At 62.5% G+C, this 16,199-nt stretch carries 25 protein-coding genes; 24 read left to right on the top strand and 1 reads right to left on the bottom strand.

Going from position 1 to position 16,199, the window contains the following annotated elements; genetic code table 11:
• The first annotated feature begins 176 nt into the window (after window positions 1–176).
• The 24 genes from rpsL (at window position 177) to rpmD (ending at window position 14,537) form a co-directional block, all read left to right on the top strand.
• The gene (rpsL, locus tag VWN43_RS08280) at window positions 177–548 is read left to right on the top strand and encodes a 30S ribosomal protein S12 (protein ID WP_006831873.1); all 372 of its coding nucleotides are present in this window, start codon (window positions 177–179) and stop codon (window positions 546–548) included.
• Window positions 549–724: 176 nt separating this feature from the next.
• Entirely contained in the window at window positions 725–1,195 is a 471-nt protein-coding gene (rpsG, locus tag VWN43_RS08275) for a 30S ribosomal protein S7 (RefSeq protein WP_253515075.1), read from the top strand.
• A 117-nt stretch (window positions 1,196–1,312) separates the two neighbouring features.
• Window positions 1,313–3,406 (top strand): elongation factor G, encoded by a 2,094-nt coding sequence (fusA, locus tag VWN43_RS08270; protein WP_253515077.1) that lies wholly within the window; start codon window positions 1,313–1,315, stop codon window positions 3,404–3,406.
• Window positions 3,407–3,500: 94 nt separating this feature from the next.
• A complete protein-coding gene (tuf, locus tag VWN43_RS08265) occupies window positions 3,501–4,691 on the top strand; it encodes an elongation factor Tu (RefSeq protein WP_253515080.1) in 1,191 nt (396 codons plus the stop codon).
• Between the two features lie 324 nt (window positions 4,692–5,015).
• A complete protein-coding gene (rpsJ, locus tag VWN43_RS08260; protein ID WP_006831877.1) occupies window positions 5,016–5,327 on the top strand; it encodes a 30S ribosomal protein S10 in 312 nt (103 codons plus the stop codon).
• Window positions 5,328–5,602: 275 nt separating this feature from the next.
• On the top strand, window positions 5,603–6,469 hold the full coding sequence (rplC, locus tag VWN43_RS08255; RefSeq protein ID WP_253515082.1) for a 50S ribosomal protein L3: 867 nt from the start codon (window positions 5,603–5,605) through the stop codon (window positions 6,467–6,469).
• 3 nt (window positions 6,470–6,472) lie between these two features.
• Window positions 6,473–7,096 carry a 50S ribosomal protein L4 gene (gene rplD / locus VWN43_RS08250; RefSeq protein ID WP_320179921.1) on the top strand — a complete coding sequence of 208 codons (624 nt, stop codon included), beginning with the start codon at window positions 6,473–6,475 and terminating at the stop codon, window positions 7,094–7,096.
• Window positions 7,089–7,397, top strand: a complete 309-nt coding sequence (locus tag VWN43_RS08245; protein WP_253515088.1) for a 50S ribosomal protein L23 — start codon at window positions 7,089–7,091, stop codon at window positions 7,395–7,397. Before rplD ends, VWN43_RS08245 begins: the two co-directional genes overlap by 8 nt.
• 14 nt (window positions 7,398–7,411) lie before the next feature.
• Complete coding sequence (gene rplB, locus VWN43_RS08240; protein WP_253515089.1) at window positions 7,412–8,248, top strand: 50S ribosomal protein L2; 837 nt, start codon at window positions 7,412–7,414, stop codon at window positions 8,246–8,248.
• A 6-nt stretch (window positions 8,249–8,254) separates the two neighbouring features.
• The gene (gene rpsS / locus VWN43_RS08235; RefSeq protein ID WP_253515090.1) at window positions 8,255–8,530 is read left to right on the top strand and encodes a 30S ribosomal protein S19; all 276 of its coding nucleotides are present in this window, start codon (window positions 8,255–8,257) and stop codon (window positions 8,528–8,530) included.
• Window positions 8,530–8,907: a 50S ribosomal protein L22 gene (gene rplV, locus VWN43_RS08230; protein WP_253515091.1), complete on the top strand. Its 378-nt coding sequence runs from the start codon at window positions 8,530–8,532 to the stop codon at window positions 8,905–8,907. Before rpsS ends, rplV begins: the two co-directional genes overlap by 1 nt.
• A 1-nt stretch (window position 8,908) precedes the next feature.
• Window positions 8,909–9,604 carry a 30S ribosomal protein S3 gene (rpsC, locus tag VWN43_RS08225; RefSeq protein WP_253515092.1) on the top strand — a complete coding sequence of 232 codons (696 nt, stop codon included), beginning with the start codon at window positions 8,909–8,911 and terminating at the stop codon, window positions 9,602–9,604.
• 21 nt (window positions 9,605–9,625) lie between these two features.
• Window positions 9,626–10,060: a 50S ribosomal protein L16 gene (rplP, locus tag VWN43_RS08220; RefSeq protein ID WP_253515093.1), complete on the top strand. Its 435-nt coding sequence runs from the start codon at window positions 9,626–9,628 to the stop codon at window positions 10,058–10,060.
• Window positions 10,060–10,269 carry a 50S ribosomal protein L29 gene (gene rpmC / locus VWN43_RS08215; protein WP_320179922.1) on the top strand — a complete coding sequence of 70 codons (210 nt, stop codon included), beginning with the start codon at window positions 10,060–10,062 and terminating at the stop codon, window positions 10,267–10,269. Before rplP ends, rpmC begins: the two co-directional genes overlap by 1 nt.
• Before the next feature lie 10 nt (window positions 10,270–10,279).
• Window positions 10,280–10,570, top strand: a complete 291-nt coding sequence (gene rpsQ / locus VWN43_RS08210) for a 30S ribosomal protein S17 (protein WP_253515094.1) — start codon at window positions 10,280–10,282, stop codon at window positions 10,568–10,570.
• Window positions 10,571–10,635: 65 nt separating this feature from the next.
• Entirely contained in the window at window positions 10,636–11,004 is a 369-nt protein-coding gene (rplN, locus tag VWN43_RS08205; RefSeq protein ID WP_067464754.1) for a 50S ribosomal protein L14, read from the top strand.
• The gene (gene rplX / locus VWN43_RS08200) at window positions 11,004–11,324 is read left to right on the top strand and encodes a 50S ribosomal protein L24 (protein ID WP_253515095.1); all 321 of its coding nucleotides are present in this window, start codon (window positions 11,004–11,006) and stop codon (window positions 11,322–11,324) included. The genes rplN and rplX overlap by 1 nt, the downstream gene beginning before the upstream one ends.
• Window positions 11,317–11,895 carry a 50S ribosomal protein L5 gene (rplE, locus tag VWN43_RS08195; RefSeq protein ID WP_253515096.1) on the top strand — a complete coding sequence of 193 codons (579 nt, stop codon included), beginning with the start codon at window positions 11,317–11,319 and terminating at the stop codon, window positions 11,893–11,895. Before rplX ends, rplE begins: the two co-directional genes overlap by 8 nt.
• A 26-nt stretch (window positions 11,896–11,921) precedes the next feature.
• The gene (gene rpsN, locus VWN43_RS08190; RefSeq protein WP_050599045.1) at window positions 11,922–12,227 is read left to right on the top strand and encodes a 30S ribosomal protein S14; all 306 of its coding nucleotides are present in this window, start codon (window positions 11,922–11,924) and stop codon (window positions 12,225–12,227) included.
• 11 nt (window positions 12,228–12,238) lie between these two features.
• A complete protein-coding gene (gene rpsH, locus VWN43_RS08185; RefSeq protein WP_067464745.1) occupies window positions 12,239–12,634 on the top strand; it encodes a 30S ribosomal protein S8 in 396 nt (131 codons plus the stop codon).
• On the top strand, window positions 12,634–13,167 hold the full coding sequence (rplF, locus tag VWN43_RS08180) for a 50S ribosomal protein L6 (protein ID WP_253515098.1): 534 nt from the start codon (window positions 12,634–12,636) through the stop codon (window positions 13,165–13,167). The genes rpsH and rplF overlap by 1 nt, the downstream gene beginning before the upstream one ends.
• A gap of 1 nt (window position 13,168) precedes the next feature.
• Window positions 13,169–13,513 carry a 50S ribosomal protein L18 gene (gene rplR / locus VWN43_RS08175; protein WP_253515100.1) on the top strand — a complete coding sequence of 115 codons (345 nt, stop codon included), beginning with the start codon at window positions 13,169–13,171 and terminating at the stop codon, window positions 13,511–13,513.
• Entirely contained in the window at window positions 13,513–14,346 is an 834-nt protein-coding gene (gene rpsE / locus VWN43_RS08170; protein ID WP_253515102.1) for a 30S ribosomal protein S5, read from the top strand. Before rplR ends, rpsE begins: the two co-directional genes overlap by 1 nt.
• A gap of 5 nt (window positions 14,347–14,351) precedes the next feature.
• Window positions 14,352–14,537, top strand: a complete 186-nt coding sequence (gene rpmD, locus VWN43_RS08165; protein ID WP_253515105.1) for a 50S ribosomal protein L30 — start codon at window positions 14,352–14,354, stop codon at window positions 14,535–14,537.
• Window positions 14,538–14,596: 59 nt separating this feature from the next.
• Here the strand turns inward: rpmD and VWN43_RS08160 are convergent, their stop codons facing one another.
• Complete coding sequence (locus VWN43_RS08160) at window positions 14,597–16,036, bottom strand: hypothetical protein (RefSeq protein ID WP_320179923.1); 1,440 nt, start codon at window positions 16,034–16,036, stop codon at window positions 14,597–14,599.
• Window positions 16,037–16,199 lie beyond the last annotated feature (163 nt).

The following is a 16,199-nucleotide window of genomic DNA, read 5'->3' as shown; positions in this document are numbered from 1 at the left end:
AGCTTAGACGTCATTCCAGCGAAAGCTGGAATCTCGTGCCGCAGGCACAGTGCTTGTGGGCAGCGATCCCAGCTTTTCCCTGCCTTCGCAGGGACAGGCGCCGGGATGACGGGCTAAGCCAGTCACACCACCGATAACCCGCTAGTCGCCGCCATCACACGGTGAAGAGAGAACTCATGCCGACGATCAACCAGCTGGTCCGCAAGGGCCGCGTTCCGCAGAAGGCCAAGAGCAAGGTCCCTGCGATGGAACAGAACCCGCAGAAGCGCGGTGTCTGCACCCGCGTCTACACGACGACCCCGAAGAAGCCGAACTCGGCTCTGCGTAAAGTGGCCAAGGTCCGCCTGACCAACCAGCGCGAAGTCATCTCCTACATCCCCGGCGAAGGCCACAACCTGCAGGAACACAGCGTCGTGCTGATCCGCGGCGGGCGTGTGCGCGACCTTCCCGGCGTGCGCTACCACGTGCTGCGCGGCGTGCTCGACACGCAGGGTGTCAAGGACCGCAAGCAGAGCCGTTCGAAATACGGCGCCAAGCGGCCCAAGTAAGGCTCAGGCTTTACCCGCTGCATCCCGTCGCCCCTGCGCAGGCAGGGGCCTATCGGGGGGAAGTGGCCGGGTAATTCGTATGTATTCCGGAGCTGCACGCGTTATCTGGGTCCCTGCCTTCGCAGGGACGACCTCAGCAAACCACCGCTGCGCTCCCGACATTCTGGAGACAAGAAATGTCACGTCGTCGTCGTCCCGAGAAGCGGGAAATCCTGCCCGATCCCAAGTTTGGTGATCAGGTGCTGTCGAAGTTCATGAACAACCTGATGTATGACGGCAAGAAAGCCGTCGCCGAAGGCATCGTCTACACCGCGCTCGACGTGGTCGAGGCCAAGGCCAAGGCGAACCCGGTGGAAATGTTCCACACCGCGCTGGAAAACATCAAGCCGCAGGTCGAAGTGCGTTCGCGCCGTGTCGGCGGTGCGACCTACCAGGTGCCCGTCGAAGTGCGCCCCGAGCGCGCGCAGGCGCTGGCCATCCGCTGGCTGATCACCGCGGCGCGCGGGCGTCCGGAAACCACCATGTCGGCGCGCCTCTCGGGCGAGCTGATGGATGCTGCCAACAACCGCGGCAATGCGGTCAAGAAGCGCGAAGACACGCACCGCATGGCGGACGCCAACCGCGCCTTCTCGCACTACCGCTGGTAGGGCGCCCCGCTTGTGAGGCCGGGGGAGGGGGTTTCCTTCCCCGCGGTCTTCAAGCGGTCATACTGATACCCATATGGGGCGTGCAGCTGCGCTAACCCCGAAATCGAGGAAATCCACATGGCTCGCGAATATCCGCTGGAGCGGTACCGCAACATCGGCATCATGGCCCACATCGATGCCGGCAAGACCACCACGACCGAGCGTATCCTCTACTACACCGGCAAGTCCTACAAGATCGGCGAAGTCCATGACGGCGCCGCGACGATGGACTGGATGGAGCAGGAGCAGGAACGCGGCATCACCATCACCTCGGCCGCGACGACCACGTTCTGGCAGAACGAGGACGGCAAGGGCGAGAAGCACCGCATCAACATCATCGACACCCCCGGGCACGTCGACTTCACCATCGAAGTCGAACGCTCGCTGCGCGTGCTCGACGGTGCGGTGGCGGTGTTCGACGGCGTGGCCGGGGTCGAACCCCAGTCCGAAACCGTCTGGCGCCAGGCCGACAAGTACGGCGTCCCGCGCATGTGCTTCATCAACAAACTCGACCGCACCGGCGCCGATTTCTACTATTGCGTCCAGTCGATCATCGACCGTCTCGGCGCGACCCCGCTGGTGCTGTATCTCCCGATCGGCGCGGAAAGCGATCTGTCGGGCGTGGTCGACCTCGTGAATAACCGCGGTATCGTCTGGGAAAACGACGGTCTCGGCGCTGACTTCAAATATGTCGACATCCCCGCCGACCTCGCTGACAAGGCCGCCGAATATCGCGAAAAGCTGATCGAAACCGCCGTCGAACAGGACGACGACGTGATGGAAGCCTATCTCGAAGGCGAGGAACCCGATGCGGCGACGCTCAAGAAGCTGATCCGCAAGGGCACCATGGCGCGCGACTTCGTGCCCGTGATCTGCGGTTCGGCGTTCAAGAACAAGGGCGTCCAGCCCCTGCTCGATGCGATCGTCGATTACATGCCGTCGCCGCTCGACGTTCCGGCCATCAAGGGCGTCCTGCCCGACAGCGATGAGGAAGACACGCGTGCATCGTCCGACGATGCGCCGTTCTCCGCGCTCGCGTTCAAGATCATGAACGATCCTTTCGTGGGCTCGCTCACCTTCACCCGTATCTATTCGGGTCACCTCACCAAGGGCAGCGTCCTGAACTCGGTGAAAGACAAGAAGGAAAAGATCGGCCGCATGCTGCTGATGCACTCGAACAACCGCGAAGACATCGACGAGGCATTCGCCGGCGATATCGTCGCGATTGCCGGCCTGAAGGAAACCACCACCGGCGATACGCTGTGTGATGCCTCCAAGCCGATCATCCTCGAGCGCATGGAATTCCCCGAGCCGGTTATCGAACTGTCGGTGGAACCCAAGACCAAGGCCGACCAGGAAAAGATGGGCGTCGCGCTCAACCGCCTGGCCGCCGAGGATCCCAGCTTCCGCGTCACCACCGATCACGAATCGGGCCAGACGATCATCAAGGGCATGGGCGAGCTTCACCTCGACATTCTCGTCGATCGCATGAAGCGCGAATTCAAGGTCGAAGCCAATGTCGGCGCGCCGCAGGTCGCTTACCGCGAATATCTCGGCAAGCCGGTCGACGTCGATTACACCCACAAGAAGCAGTCGGGTGGCTCGGGCCAGTTCGGGCGCGTCAAGGTCAAGATCACCCCGGGTGAGCGCGGCCAGGGCTTCGTGTTCGAAGACAGCATCAAGGGCGGTAACATTCCGAAGGAATACATCCCGGCCATTGAGAAGGGTTTCCGCGAGCAGGCCGAAAGCGGCCATCTCGTCGGCTTCCCGATCATCGACTTCACCGTCGAACTGTATGACGGTGCCTACCATGACGTCGACTCGAGCGCGATCGCGTTCGAAATCGCCGGCCGTGGCGCCATGCGCGAAGTCGCTGACCGTGCCGGCATCAAGCTGCTCGAACCGATCATGAAGGTCGAGGTCGTGACCCCCGAGGACTATCTCGGCGACGTCATCGGCGATCTCAACAGCCGTCGTGGCCAGATCCAGGGCACCGACAGCCGCGGCAATGCACAGGCTGTCGAAGCCAACGTGCCGCTCGCGAACATGTTCGGGTACGTCAACGAGCTGCGCTCGTTCACGCAGGGCCGCGCCCAGTACTCGATGCAGTTCAGCCACTACGACGAGGTCCCGGCAAACGTCGCGGCCGAGGTCAAGGAGAAGCTTGCGTAAGCCAGCTTTGAGGTCTAGGGGCGGCGCCTGATTCAGCGGGCGCCGTTTCCTCCCCGCATAAATCCCAAATTTTTAAGACAGAGGTTATTGGAAAATGGCGAAGGAAAAGTTCGAGCGCAACAAGCCGCACGTCAATGTTGGTACCATTGGTCACGTCGACCACGGTAAGACCACGTTGACTGCGGCGATCACGAAGGTGATGGCCGAAACCTATGGCGGTGCAGCGGTTGATTTTGCAAACATCGACAAGGCGCCCGAAGAGCGCGAGCGCGGCATCACTATCTCGACCGCACACGTCGAATACGAAACCGACGCACGTCACTATGCGCACGTCGACTGCCCGGGTCACGCCGACTACGTGAAGAACATGATCACCGGTGCCGCCCAGATGGACGGCGCAATCCTGGTCGTGAACGCAGCCGACGGCCCGATGCCCCAGACCCGCGAGCACATCCTGCTTTCGCGTCAGGTCGGCGTTCCGGCTCTCGTTGTGTACCTGAACAAGGTCGACCAGGTCGACGACGAGGAAATCCTCGAGCTCGTCGAACTGGAAGTTCGCGAACTGCTTAGCGCCTACGACTTCGATGGCGACAACATTCCGATCATCAAGGGCTCGGCTCTGGCCGCTCTCGAAGGCCGTGACGACAACATCGGCAAGGAATCGATCATCGAGCTGATGAAGGCTGTTGACGAGCACATTCCGCAGCCGGAACGCCCGGTCGACCAGGCGTTCCTGATGCCGATCGAAGACGTGTTCTCGATCTCGGGTCGTGGTACGGTTGTCACCGGCCGTGTCGAAACCGGCGTTGTGAACGTTGGCGACGAATGCGAAATCGTCGGAATCAAGGACACCACCAAGACGACCGTCACCGGCGTTGAAATGTTCCGCAAGCTGCTCGATCGCGGCGAAGCCGGCGACAACATCGGTGCCCTGATCCGCGGCGTTGCCCGTGAAGACGTCGAGCGTGGCCAGGTCCTCGCAAAGCCCGGTTCGGTTACGCCGCATACCGAGTTCAGCGCCGAAGTTTACGTCCTGTCGAAGGACGAAGGCGGCCGTCACACGCCGTTCTTCGCCAACTATCGTCCGCAGTTCTACTTCCGCACCACCGACGTCACCGGCGAAGTGATCCTTCCCGAGGGCACCGAAATGGTGATGCCGGGCGACAACGTGACGATCAACGTCAAGCTGATCGCACCGATCGCCATGGACGAAGGTCTGCGCTTCGCAATCCGCGAAGGCGGCCGCACCGTCGGCTCGGGCGTCGTGGCGAACATCACGAAGTAAGCTTCGCTTACCCGTAACCACATCGCTGGCCCGCTCCTCTTCAAGAGGGGCGGGCCTTCGGTTTTTCGGGGCCTGATCGGCACGAGAGGCACGGCCCGCCGTGTCATATTCCGCCTTATGGCTGCAGGGCGGAATTGAGGGGTTGCCAGATTGGGGACTCACCCGTATATGCGCGGCCACAGACAAGGATTCGCCGCTCGGTATTCCTTGGCACAACCAATTCAACAAAGGCCGCCCGTCCCGGGAAACCGGACAAAGCGGGGCGGGCTTTTCTTTTTTGTGGGCCGCTATCGGTCCATTGGCTCTTTCGCATCGGTGTAGGTAATGGAAGCTCAGAATATCCGCATTCGCCTCAAGGCGTTCGACCATCGCGTTCTCGACCAGGCAACTGGCGAAATCGCCGACACCGCGCGTCGTACGGGTGCTCTTATTCGTGGCCCCATTCCCATGCCGACGCGTATCGAGAAGTTCACCGTGAACCGCGGCCCGCACATCGACAAGAAGTCGCGCGAGCAGTTCGAGGTGCGTACCTACAAGCGGTTGCTCGACATCGTGCAGCCCAACGCCCAGACCGTCGACGCGCTGATGAAGCTCGACCTGGCCGCGGGCGTGAACGTGGAAATCAAGCTCGCCTAAGAGTTTGCTGCAAGTTTCCGTGGATGCGGGACTTGCCGTCTGCCCGGCAGGACGTTAACCGGCCGGGATAGTTTCGGGGCGCTCGATAGCCCCGCCAGGCCGCAAGGCCCGGCAAGACATCGGGATACCGCCGGATTATCCGGGTCTGCGTCCCCCGTCTCGCTTCCCAGGCTTCGTGCCGCGGAAGCACTCAGCCCGGACGGGGCGACGCATCATAAAATGGGCTGGCAAGCACCTCGGATGGGCCGGGGTGCCTCTGTGTTAGGAGTTTTACGATGCGCACTGGCGTTATCGCAAAGAAAGTCGGGATGACCCGCCTCTTCCAGGAGGACGGTCGGCACGTGCCGGTTACCGTTCTTGCGCTGGAAAATTGCCAGGTTACCGCTCACCGTACTGCCGATCGCGATGGTTACTTCGCGGTCCAGGTCGGTTCGGGCGAAGCCAAGCAGAAGAACGTCAACAAGCCGCAGCGCGAAGCCTTTGCCAAGGCGGGCGTCGAGCTGAAGATGAAGGTCGCGGAATTCCGTGTCGAGGCCGAGGATGCTCTGCTTCCCGTCGGCGCGCGTATTTCGGCTGAGCACTTCATTGCCGGCCAGAAGGTCGACATCACCGGTCACACGCAGGGCAAGGGCTTTGCCGGCGCGATGAAGCGCTGGGGCTTCGGTGGTCTGCGGGCTACCCACGGCGTTTCGCTCTCGCACCGTTCGCATGGTTCGACGGGTAACCGCCAGGATCCGGGTCGCGTGTTCAAGGGCAAGAAGATGGCCGGCCACATGGGCGACCGTCAGCGCACCCAGCAGAACCTCGAGATCGTCCGCACCGACGCCGATCGCGGCCTGCTCTTCGTCAAGGGCTCGGTCCCGGGGGCGAAGAACGGCTGGCTGCTGGTCAAGGACGCGGTCAAGATCGACCACGGTGAACTGCCGTTCCCGGGCGTGATGTATCGCAACCGCGACGAGTTCGAGCATGAAGAAGCCGCTGCAGGCCTGGTCGAGAGCTCGGCCGAGCACGAAGTCGGGACGGAAGTTTCCGCCGACCAGCAGGCCAAGCTGCTCAAGGAACAGGACGCCGGTGCCGACACCGAATCCACCACCGATACGCCCGCAGCCGACACCGGCGCGGACGATAGCAAGGAGGGCTGATCCGTGAAGGTGAAGGTCCAGAAAATCGACGGCAAGGCGTCGGGCGACATCGAATTGAACGATGACGTGTTCGGTATCGAGCCGCGCGCCGACATCCTGCATCGTGTTGTCACCTGGCAGCTCGAGAACCGCCGCGGCACCGCCCGCCCGACGCGTGAGCGTTCGGACGTGGCGCGCACCGGCAAGAAGTGGGGTCGCCAGAAAGGCGGCGGCACGGCTCGTCACGGTGATCGCGCTGCTCCGATCTTCATCGGCGGCGGTAAGGCTCACGGCGCGCGCAAGCGTGACTTCGAGCAGTCGCTGAACAAGAAGGTCCGGGCACTCGGTCTCAAGATGGCTCTGTCGAGCAAGGCGAAGGATGGCCTCGTTGTCATCGACAGCCTCGAACTGACGGACGCCAAGACCAAGGCGCTCAAGGCTCACTTCGACAAGGCTGGCTGGAACGGCAAGATCCTCGTGATCGACGGCGAAAGCGTCAATGACGGTTTCAGCAAAGCTGCCAGCAACCTGCCCGGCGTCAATGTGCTGCCGGCCATGGGTGCCAACGTTTACGACATCCTGAAGCACGACACGCTGGTCCTCACCAAGGACGCGGTCGAAAAGCTGGAGGCCCGTTTCAATGGCTAAAAAGCAGGAAGTGGAAGCGCGTCACTACGACGTCGTGCTCGCACCGCACATCACCGAGAAGGCCACGCTGGCGTCGGAACACAACGCCGTCGTCTTCAAGGTCGCCAACGATGCCACCAAGCCGCAGATCAAGGAAGCGATCGAGGCGATCTTCGGTGTCAAGGTAATGGGCGTGAACACCATCGTGACGAAGGGCAAGACCAAGCGCTGGAAGGGCAGGCCCTACAAGCGCACGGACATGAAGAAAGCCATCGTCACCCTGAAAGACGGCGATTCCATCGACGTCACCAGCGGTATCTGAGGGGCTAGAGAGAAATGGCACTCAAGAATTACAAACCCACGAGCCCGGGCCGTCGCGGCCTGATCCTCGTCGACAAGTCGGGGCTCTACAAGGGCAAGCCGGTCAAGTCGCTCGTCGAAGGCAAGCGCAAGACCGGTGGCCGCAACAACAAGGGTCATGTCACCTCGCGCGGCATGGCTGGCGGTCACAAGCAGAAGTACCGTTATGTCGACTTCAAGCGTCGCAAGTGGGACGTCGAAGGGACCGTCGAACGGCTCGAGTATGACCCGAACCGGACTGCGTTCATCGCGCTGGTGAAGTATACCGACGGCGAACTGGCCTATATCCTCGCTCCGCAGCGTCTCGCTGTCGGCGACAAGGTCATCGCTGCCGAAAAATGCGACACCAAGCCCGGCAACGCCATGCTGCTCGGCCAGATGCCGGTCGGCACGATCTGCCACAACGTGGAAATGAAGCCGGGCAAGGGTGGCCAGATCGCCCGCGCTGCAGGGTCCTACGTTCAGCTGGTCGGCCGTGACCGCGGCATGGTCATCGTGCGTCTCAACAGCGGCGAGCAGCGTTACCTGCGCGCCGACTGCATGGGCACCGTTGGCGCCGTGTCGAACCCGGACAACCAGAACCAGAACCTGGGCAAGGCCGGTCGTCGTCGCTGGATGGGCATCAAGCCGCTGACCCGCGGTGTCGCCAAGAACCCGGTCGACCATCCGCATGGCGGCGGTGAAGGCCGCACCAGCGGTGGCCGTCATCCGGTCACTCCGTGGGGCAAGCCGACCAAGGGCGCCCGTACCCGCAAGAACAAGCAGACGGACAAGATGATCATCCGTTCGCGCCACGCGAAGAAGAAGAGGTAATCCGACATGGCTCGTTCCGTCTGGAAAGGTCCGTTCGTCGAGCTCAGCCTTCTCAAGAAGGCTGAGACCGCTCAGGACGCGGGTGCCAACAAGCCGATCAAGACCTGGTCGCGCCGTAGCACCATCCTGCCGCAATTCGTTGGTCTGACGTTCAACGTCTACAACGGTCACAAGTTCATCCCGGTCTCCGTTTCGGAAGAGATGGTCGGCCACAAGCTCGGTGAGTTCGCACCTACGCGTACTTTCCCGGGTCACGCCGCCGACAAGAAGGGCAAGCGCTGATGAGCAAGCAGAAAGCACCCCGTCGCGTGGCGGACAACGAGGCGCTGGCCGTCGCTACCACGATCCGTGGTTCGGCGCAGAAGCTCAACCTCGTTGCCGGCCTGATCCGCGGCAAGAAGGCCGAAGAGGCGCTCAACATCCTCGCTTTCTCGAAGAAGGCGATGGCGAAGGACGCCACCAAGGTTCTTGCATCGGCGATCGCCAATGCGGAAAACAACCACAACCTCGATGTCGACGCACTGGTCGTTGCCGAGGCTTCGGTGGGCAAGTCGATCACGATGAAGCGCTTCCACACGCGTGGTCGCGGCAAGTCGACGCGCATCCTGAAGCCGTTCAGCCGCCTTCGTATCGTCGTTCGCGAGCAGGAAGAGGCGTAAGATGGGCCAGAAGAGCAATCCGATCGGTCTGCGCCTGCAGATCAACCGCACCTGGGACAGCCGCTGGTACGCCGAAGGGCGCGACTATGCCAAGCTGCTCAGCGAAGACATCAAGCTGCGCAAGCACATCGTCGACAGCCTGCCGCAGGCAGCGATCTCGAAGGTCGTGATCGAACGTCCGGCCAAGCTGTGCCGCATTTCGATCTATGCCGCCCGTCCGGGCGTCATCATCGGCAAGAAGGGCGCGGACATCGAAAAGCTGCGCACCAAGCTGTCGAGCATGACCGACAGCGAAGTGAAGCTGAACATCGTCGAAATCCGCAAGCCGGAAATCGATGCCAAGCTCGTCGCCCAGGGCATTGCCGACCAGCTGATCCGCCGTGTCGCCTTCCGCCGCGCCATGAAGCGCGCTGTGCAGTCGGCTCTCCGCCTTGGCGCGGAAGGCATCAAGATCGTGTGCGGCGGCCGTCTCGGCGGTGCTGAAATCGCGCGTGTCGAATGGTATCGCGAAGGCCGCGTTCCGCTCCACACGCTGCGTGCCAACGTCGACTATGCGGAAGCCGAAGCGCTGACCGCCTACGGGATCATCGGCATCAAGTGCTGGATCTTCAAGGGCGAAATCTTGGCGCATGACCCGACCGCCCAGGACCGCCTGATGATGGAAGCCCAGACCTCGGGCGTCCGTCCGGCGCGCTGATTGCAGGATTAGGAAAGAACCATGCTGCAACCGAAGAAAACCAAGTACCGCAAGGCGTTCAAGGGCAAGATCCATGGCAAGGCCAAGGGCGGCACGACGCTGAATTTCGGGTCCTACGGCCTGAAGGCGATGGAACCCGAGCGGATCACCGCGCGCCAGATCGAAGCGGCTCGCCGTGCGATCACGCGTCACATCAAGCGTCAGGGACGTTTGTGGATCCGCATCTTCCCCGATGTGCCGGTGTCGAAGAAGCCTGCCGAAGTCCGTCAGGGTAAGGGCAAGGGCTCGATCGAATACTGGGCTGCACGGGTCAAGCCGGGCCGCATCCTGTTCGAACTCGACGGCGTTGCCGGCCCGCTGGCCGCCGAAGCGTTCGAGCGCGCAGCGATGAAGCTGCCGATCAAGACCAAGGTCGTTGCCCGCCTGGGCGACACCTCGCACCTGGGAGGCGAATGATGGCCAAGACCGAAGACCTGCGCCAGAAGTCGGACGACCAGCTGGCTGAAGAGCTGACCACGCTCAAGCGCGAAGCGTTCAACCTCCGCTTCCAGGCGGCGACGAACCAGCTCGAGGCCCCGGCCCGCATCCGCGAAGTGCGCCGCACGATCGCCAAGATCAAGACGCTGCAGGGCGAGCGCACGCGCTCGGCTGAAGCGAAGGCTTAAGGAGTAGACCATGCCCAAGCGTATCCTGATCGGGACCGTCACCTCCGACAAGACCGACAAGACCGTTACCGTGCTCGTCGAACGCAAGGTGAAGCATCCCCTCTACGGGAAGATCATCCGCCGTTCGAAGAAGTACCATGCCCATGACGCGCAGAACGAGTTCACGCTCGGCGATGTCGTGCGCATCGAAGAAACCAAGCCGATCTCCAAGACCAAGACCTGGCAGGTGATCGATCGCGTTACCGCAGGTGGCACGCAGGCTGTCGAGGCGAACCTCGACGTCGAAGCCGCCGGTAACTGAGCTTTTATTGACGTAGGAACTGCCGGGCAAACGTCCCGGCAAGCCATTGAGAAGGAACCGGATCGATGATCCAGATGCAATCCAATCTCGACGTCGCGGACAACAGCGGCGCCAAGCGCGTCCAGTGCATCAAGGTACTGGGCGGCTCCAAGCGCCGGACTGCTTCCGTAGGCGACGTGATCGTGGTTTCCGTCAAGGAAGCCCAGCCGCGCACCAAGGTGAAGAAGGGCGATGTCCATCGCGCTGTCATCGTGCGCACGAAGAAGGACGTCCGCCGCCCCGATGGCAGTGTGATCCGCTTCGACAGCAACGCCGCGGTACTCGTGAACAAGAGCGAAGAACCGATCGGCACCCGTATCTTCGGCCCGGTCGTGCGCGAACTGCGCGGTCGCGGTTTCATGAAGATCATCTCGCTTGCTCCGGAGGTGCTGTAATGGCCGCCGCAAAGATCAAGAAGGGTGACAGCGTCGTCGTCCTGTCCGGCAAGGACAAGGGCAAGACCGGCACCGTCGCGAAGGTCATGCCCAAGGATGGCAAGATCGTCGTCGAAGGCGTCAACATCGCCGCGCGTCACCGCAAGCCGACCCAGCAGAACCCGCAGGGAGGCATCGACCGTTTCGAAGCGCCGATGCACATCAGCAAGGTTGCGCTGGCCGATCCGAAGGATGGCAAGCCCACGCGCGTCCGTTTCCAAGACCAGGACGGCAAGAAGGTTCGTGTCGCCGTAAAGTCCGGAGAGACTATCGATGGCTGATTATACGCCCCGCATGCGCAAGCGCTACGACGACGAGATCGTCAAGGCGATGACCGAGAAGTTCGGCTACAAGAACGCTCTTGAAGTCCCCAAGCTGGAAAAGATCACGCTCAACATGGGTGTGGGCGAAGCCAGCCAGGACAAGAAGAAGGTTCAGACTGCAGCCGAGGAAATGGCGCTGATCGCCGGCCAGAAGCCGGTTATCACCAAGGCCAAGAAGTCGATCGCGCAGTTCAAGCTGCGTGAAGGCATGCCGATCGGTTGCAAGGTCACCTTGCGCCGCGACCGCATGTACGAGTTCACGGACCGTCTGGTGACCGTGGCCATGCCGCGCATCCGAGATTTCCGCGGCCTCAACCCGAAGTCGTTCGACGGCCGTGGCAACTATGCCATGGGCCTGAAAGAACAGATCATCTTTCCCGAGATCAGCTACGACCAGATCGACAAGGTCCGGGGGATGGACATCATCGTAACCACGACGGCGAAGACCGACGAAGAGGCGCGCGAATTGCTCCGCCTGTTCGGTTTCCCGTTCCCGGCCGAAGTGTCGGAAGAGAAGGAGGCGGCGTGAGCCGCTAATAGAGGAACTTAAGTCCAATGGCGAAACTGAGTTCGATCAACAAGAACGAGCGTCGTAAGAAGCTCGTCAAGCAGTACGCGGAAAAGTTTGCGAAGCTGAAGGCTATCGCTGACGATGAATCGCTCGACGAGACCGAACGCCTGATGGCGCGTCTCAAGATGGCGGAACTGCCGCGTAACGCGAACCCGACGCGGGTGCGCAATCGCTGCTCCACCACCGGCCGCCCCCGCGGCTATTACCGCAAGTTCGGTCTCAACCGGATCGAACTGCGCGACCTCGGCAACAAGGGCCTGATTCCAGGCCTGACCAAGTCGAGCTGGTGAGGTAAAGACAGATGGCTATGACCGATCCCCTGGGTGACATGCTCACCCGCATCCGCAACGGCCAGCGCGCGAAGAAGGACAGTGTCCTTTCGCCCGCCAGCAAGCTGCGTGCGAACGTTCTCGAAGTGCTTCAGCGCGAAGGCTACATCCGTGGCTACAGCGAAGACGCTTCGGCCAAGCACGCACAGCTGCGGATCGAACTGAAATATTTCGAGGGCGAACCTGCTATCAAGCATGTCGCTCGCGTCTCCAAGCCGGGCCGCCGCGTCTATTCGGGTTCGAAGGAACTTCCGATCGTGCGCAACGGCCTTGGCATCACCATCGTCTCGACGCCCAAGGGTGTGCTTTCGGACGCCGAAGCGCGCACCGAAAACGTCGGCGGCGAAGTGCTGGCGGAGGTGTTCTGATGAGCCGCATCGGCAAAAGGGCGGTAGCGATCCCGAGCGGGGTCACTGCCAACATCGATGGCAAGACGCTCAGCGTTAAGGGGCCCAAGGGCACTCTTGACATGGGTCTGTCCGACCTGATCGAATACACGCTCGAAGACGGCGAGATCTCGGTCAAGCCGGCCAACGATACCCGCGCTGCCCGCAACCACTGGGGCATGCAGCGCACCATGGTATCGAACCTGGTCGAAGGCGTGACCGAAGGGTTCACCAAGGTCCTCGAGATCAATGGTGTCGGTTACCGTGCGCAGGCGCAGGGCAAGAAGCTCAAGCTTCAGCTCGGTTACTCGCACGATGTCGACCTCGATGTGCCGGAAGGCCTCGAGGTGAAGACCCCTGACCAGACCACCATCGAGATCAGCGGTATCGACAAGCAGGCCGTGGGTCAGTTTGCGGCGAATGTCCGCAAGTGGCGCAAGCCCGAACCCTACAAGGGCAAGGGCATCAAGTACCGCGGCGAGTATATCTTCCGCAAGGAAGGGAAGAAGAAGTAAGATGGCCAAGCTCTCTCTCTTTGAACGTCGCCGTCGCCGCGTCCGCACCGCGCTTCGCAACGTGTCGGGTGGCAAGCCCCGCCTGTCGGTGCACCGCACCGGCCAGCACATCTACGCGCAGATCATCGACGACGCCGCGGGCAAGACCCTCGCCGCCGCTTCGACGCTCGGCACGAAGAACTCGGGCGCCAATGTCGATGCGGCCAAGAAGGTCGGCACCGACATCGCCGCTGCTGCCAAGAAGGCCGGCGTGACCACCGTCGTCTTCGATCGCGGCGGCTTCCTGTTCCATGGCCGCGTCAAGGCGCTGGCCGACGCCGCTCGCGAAGGCGGGCTGGAGTTCTGATGATGGCTGACGAAAACAAGACCGAAAACACCGAAGCCGAAACCAAGGTCGAAGAGACCAAGGTCGAAGCGACGCCGGCCAAGGCCGAAACCGAAGCTCCCGTCACGAAGGAAGAGCCGGCTGTCGCCGATACGCCTTCGGAAGCAGCTGCCAACCAGAGCCCCGCCCAGGGTGCCGAAGGCCAGCCGCGCGAACGCCAGGGCCGTGGTGGCCGTGACAATCGCGGTGGTGGCGGCGGTGGCCGTGGCCGTGGTGGCCGCGACAACAACCGTCGTGGCGGACGCCGCGAGGAAGAAGACGACGGCATCATCGAGAAGCTCGTCCACATCAACCGCGTCAGCAAGACGGTGAAGGGCGGTAAGCGCTTCGGTTTTGCTGCACTCGTGGTTGTCGGTGACGGCCAGGGCCGCGTTGGCTTCGGCAAGGGCAAGGCTCGCGAAGTGCCCGAAGCGATCAGCAAGGCGACTGCCGCTGCGCGCAAGAAGATGGTCCGTGTCCCGCTGAAGGAGGGCCGCACCCTCCATCACGACGGCAAGGGTCACTTCGGTGCCGGCAAGGTTACCGTCCGCACCGCGCCTCCGGGTACCGGCATCATCGCCGGTGGTCCGATGCGCGCCGTGTTCGAGAGCCTCGGCGTTGCCGACGTGGTGACCAAGTCGGTCGGCACCTCGAACCCCTACAACATGATCCGCGCCACTTTCGACGCGCTGACCACGCAGACTTCGCCGAAGTCCGTGGCCCAGCGTCGTGGCAAGAAGGTTGCCGACTTGCTCGGCCGCGGTGGTTCTTCCGAGGCCGAGGCTGAAGCCGACGCCGCGGCAGTCGTGGAGTAATAACGATGGCCAAAGCGAAAACCGTCAAGATCAAGCAGATCGGTTCGCCGATCCGCCGCCCGGAAAGCCAGCGCCAGATCCTCATTGGTCTGGGCCTCAACAAGCTGCACAAGGTTGTTGAGCGTCAGGACACCCCCGAGGTGCGCGGCGCGATCGCCAAGATCCCGCATCTGGTGACCGTCGTCGACTAGACAACCGGGTCATGCCGAATTGAAGGGCCGGGCAACGCGAGACGTTGTCCGGCCCTTTTTTATTGGTCCGCGGCTGCGCGGCAATGGCCGTAGACCACAACCTCGATGTCCCACCCCTCGAGCAGGGGTTCCGACGCCACCTTGCGGCAGTTCCGTTTCGCATAGGCGCGCACCAGCGTGCTGGTGGCGGTATTGGTAACCTTGGTGGTGCGGTCGACGATGGCGCCGGGGCGCTGCGCCAATAGCCGCTCGACCTCGCTGAGCGTGGCGATGTGGCTGACATCGCTCTCGGATGCCTGGTGCAAATGGTTGGGGAATGCGAGCGGCGTGGGAAACCGCGATCCGGTGAGCGTATAGAGCAGCGGCGGGCCGTCATAGATCAGCAGGGGGCCGTCGCCCTTGCTCCGCTCGATGGCGGCGGCGAGCCTGGACATGGCGGTGCGGGCCTCGCGAGTTTCGGCAAAACCGAAGAACGGATGGAAAAGGACCGGCATCACCGCCGCAATGCCGAGCAGCACAGCCCCCGTTCTCGGCCAGGCGAGGCTCGCCGGGGCGAGCGCGCACAAGGGCACCAGCAGCGGCAGGGCATAGTGCAGATAGAAGGCGGGGACCGAGAAGAACCCAATCAGGGCTGCGAGCAACCATCCGGCGAAGAACAGGCGATAGATGCCCGAGATCCGGGTCAGTGCGAGGATTCCGGCTGCGCCAAGCGGGAGCAGCATCAGCGCAAGGATGAGCAATCTCTGCATCCCGCCATTGTCTTCGACCGGTTTGCGCAGGTTCGAGAGGACCATCGCGGTCCAGTATTCATCCCAATAGCCGTTGAGTGCATACCACGCAGCGAACAGCGCGCTCGGCAACAGGCCCAGCGCGGTCCAGCCCAGAATGCGCAGCATGGTTGTGCGGCCGATACCGGCTGTCCTGACCTGCAAGCCCGCTGCAAACAGGCCGAGGAACATCGCTTCGAAGACCGCGGTGGTCTTTATGGTGATCGCGATCCCGGCAAGCAGCATGGCCAGCGCTACCGCGCGCTGCGCTGCGCGGCTTTCGAAGCGGGGAATGCTCGCGAGGCTGAGCGCTGCAGCGGCAGCGATGAACAGATTGTAGAATACCGGGCTCTGCCCTCCCTGGCCGTGGAACAGGCAAATGGCGGTGAGATAGGTGCCGGCCCCGAGCAGCGCAGGTCCCCGCGAAGTCAGCCCCCGCGCCATGGCATAGATCGTCAAGGCGGTTGCCGCGGCGAAGATCGTGGCGGCGATCTGGTAGGTGACATACCAGTCCGAAATGGCTGCCAAGGCCCCGAACAGCAGGAAATGCCCGGGCGGCTTGCGGTCCCACACATCGACATAGGGGATCGCGCCATGCACCATTTCCACCCCGGCAGCGAAGTAGAAGGTCTCGTCGATATGCAGGTCGGGATGGCCGAAGGTGGCGATGCGCGTTACCAACGCGAAGACGAGCAGCAGGGAGCCGATCAGCGCCGCTTCCCGACCGCTCATAGGCGGCGCGGACCTGTCAGCCCCCAGACCCCGGTTTTGCAGAACCATATCGCCCCATACCCTTGCCGATCGCCCTCGGCACTGCCACTGTCAGGATCCGCCGAATTCGGGGTCGACAAGATCGGCCAAACAGACTATCGGCGCCCACTTCCCAACAGCGCGA

Source organism: Qipengyuania sp. HL-TH1 (genome assembly GCF_036365825.1).
Classification (GTDB): Bacteria; Pseudomonadota; Alphaproteobacteria; order Sphingomonadales; family Sphingomonadaceae; genus Qipengyuania; species Qipengyuania profunda.
The sequence above is the reverse complement of the archived record's forward strand: the minus strand, read 5'-3'. Positions and strand labels throughout refer to the sequence as shown.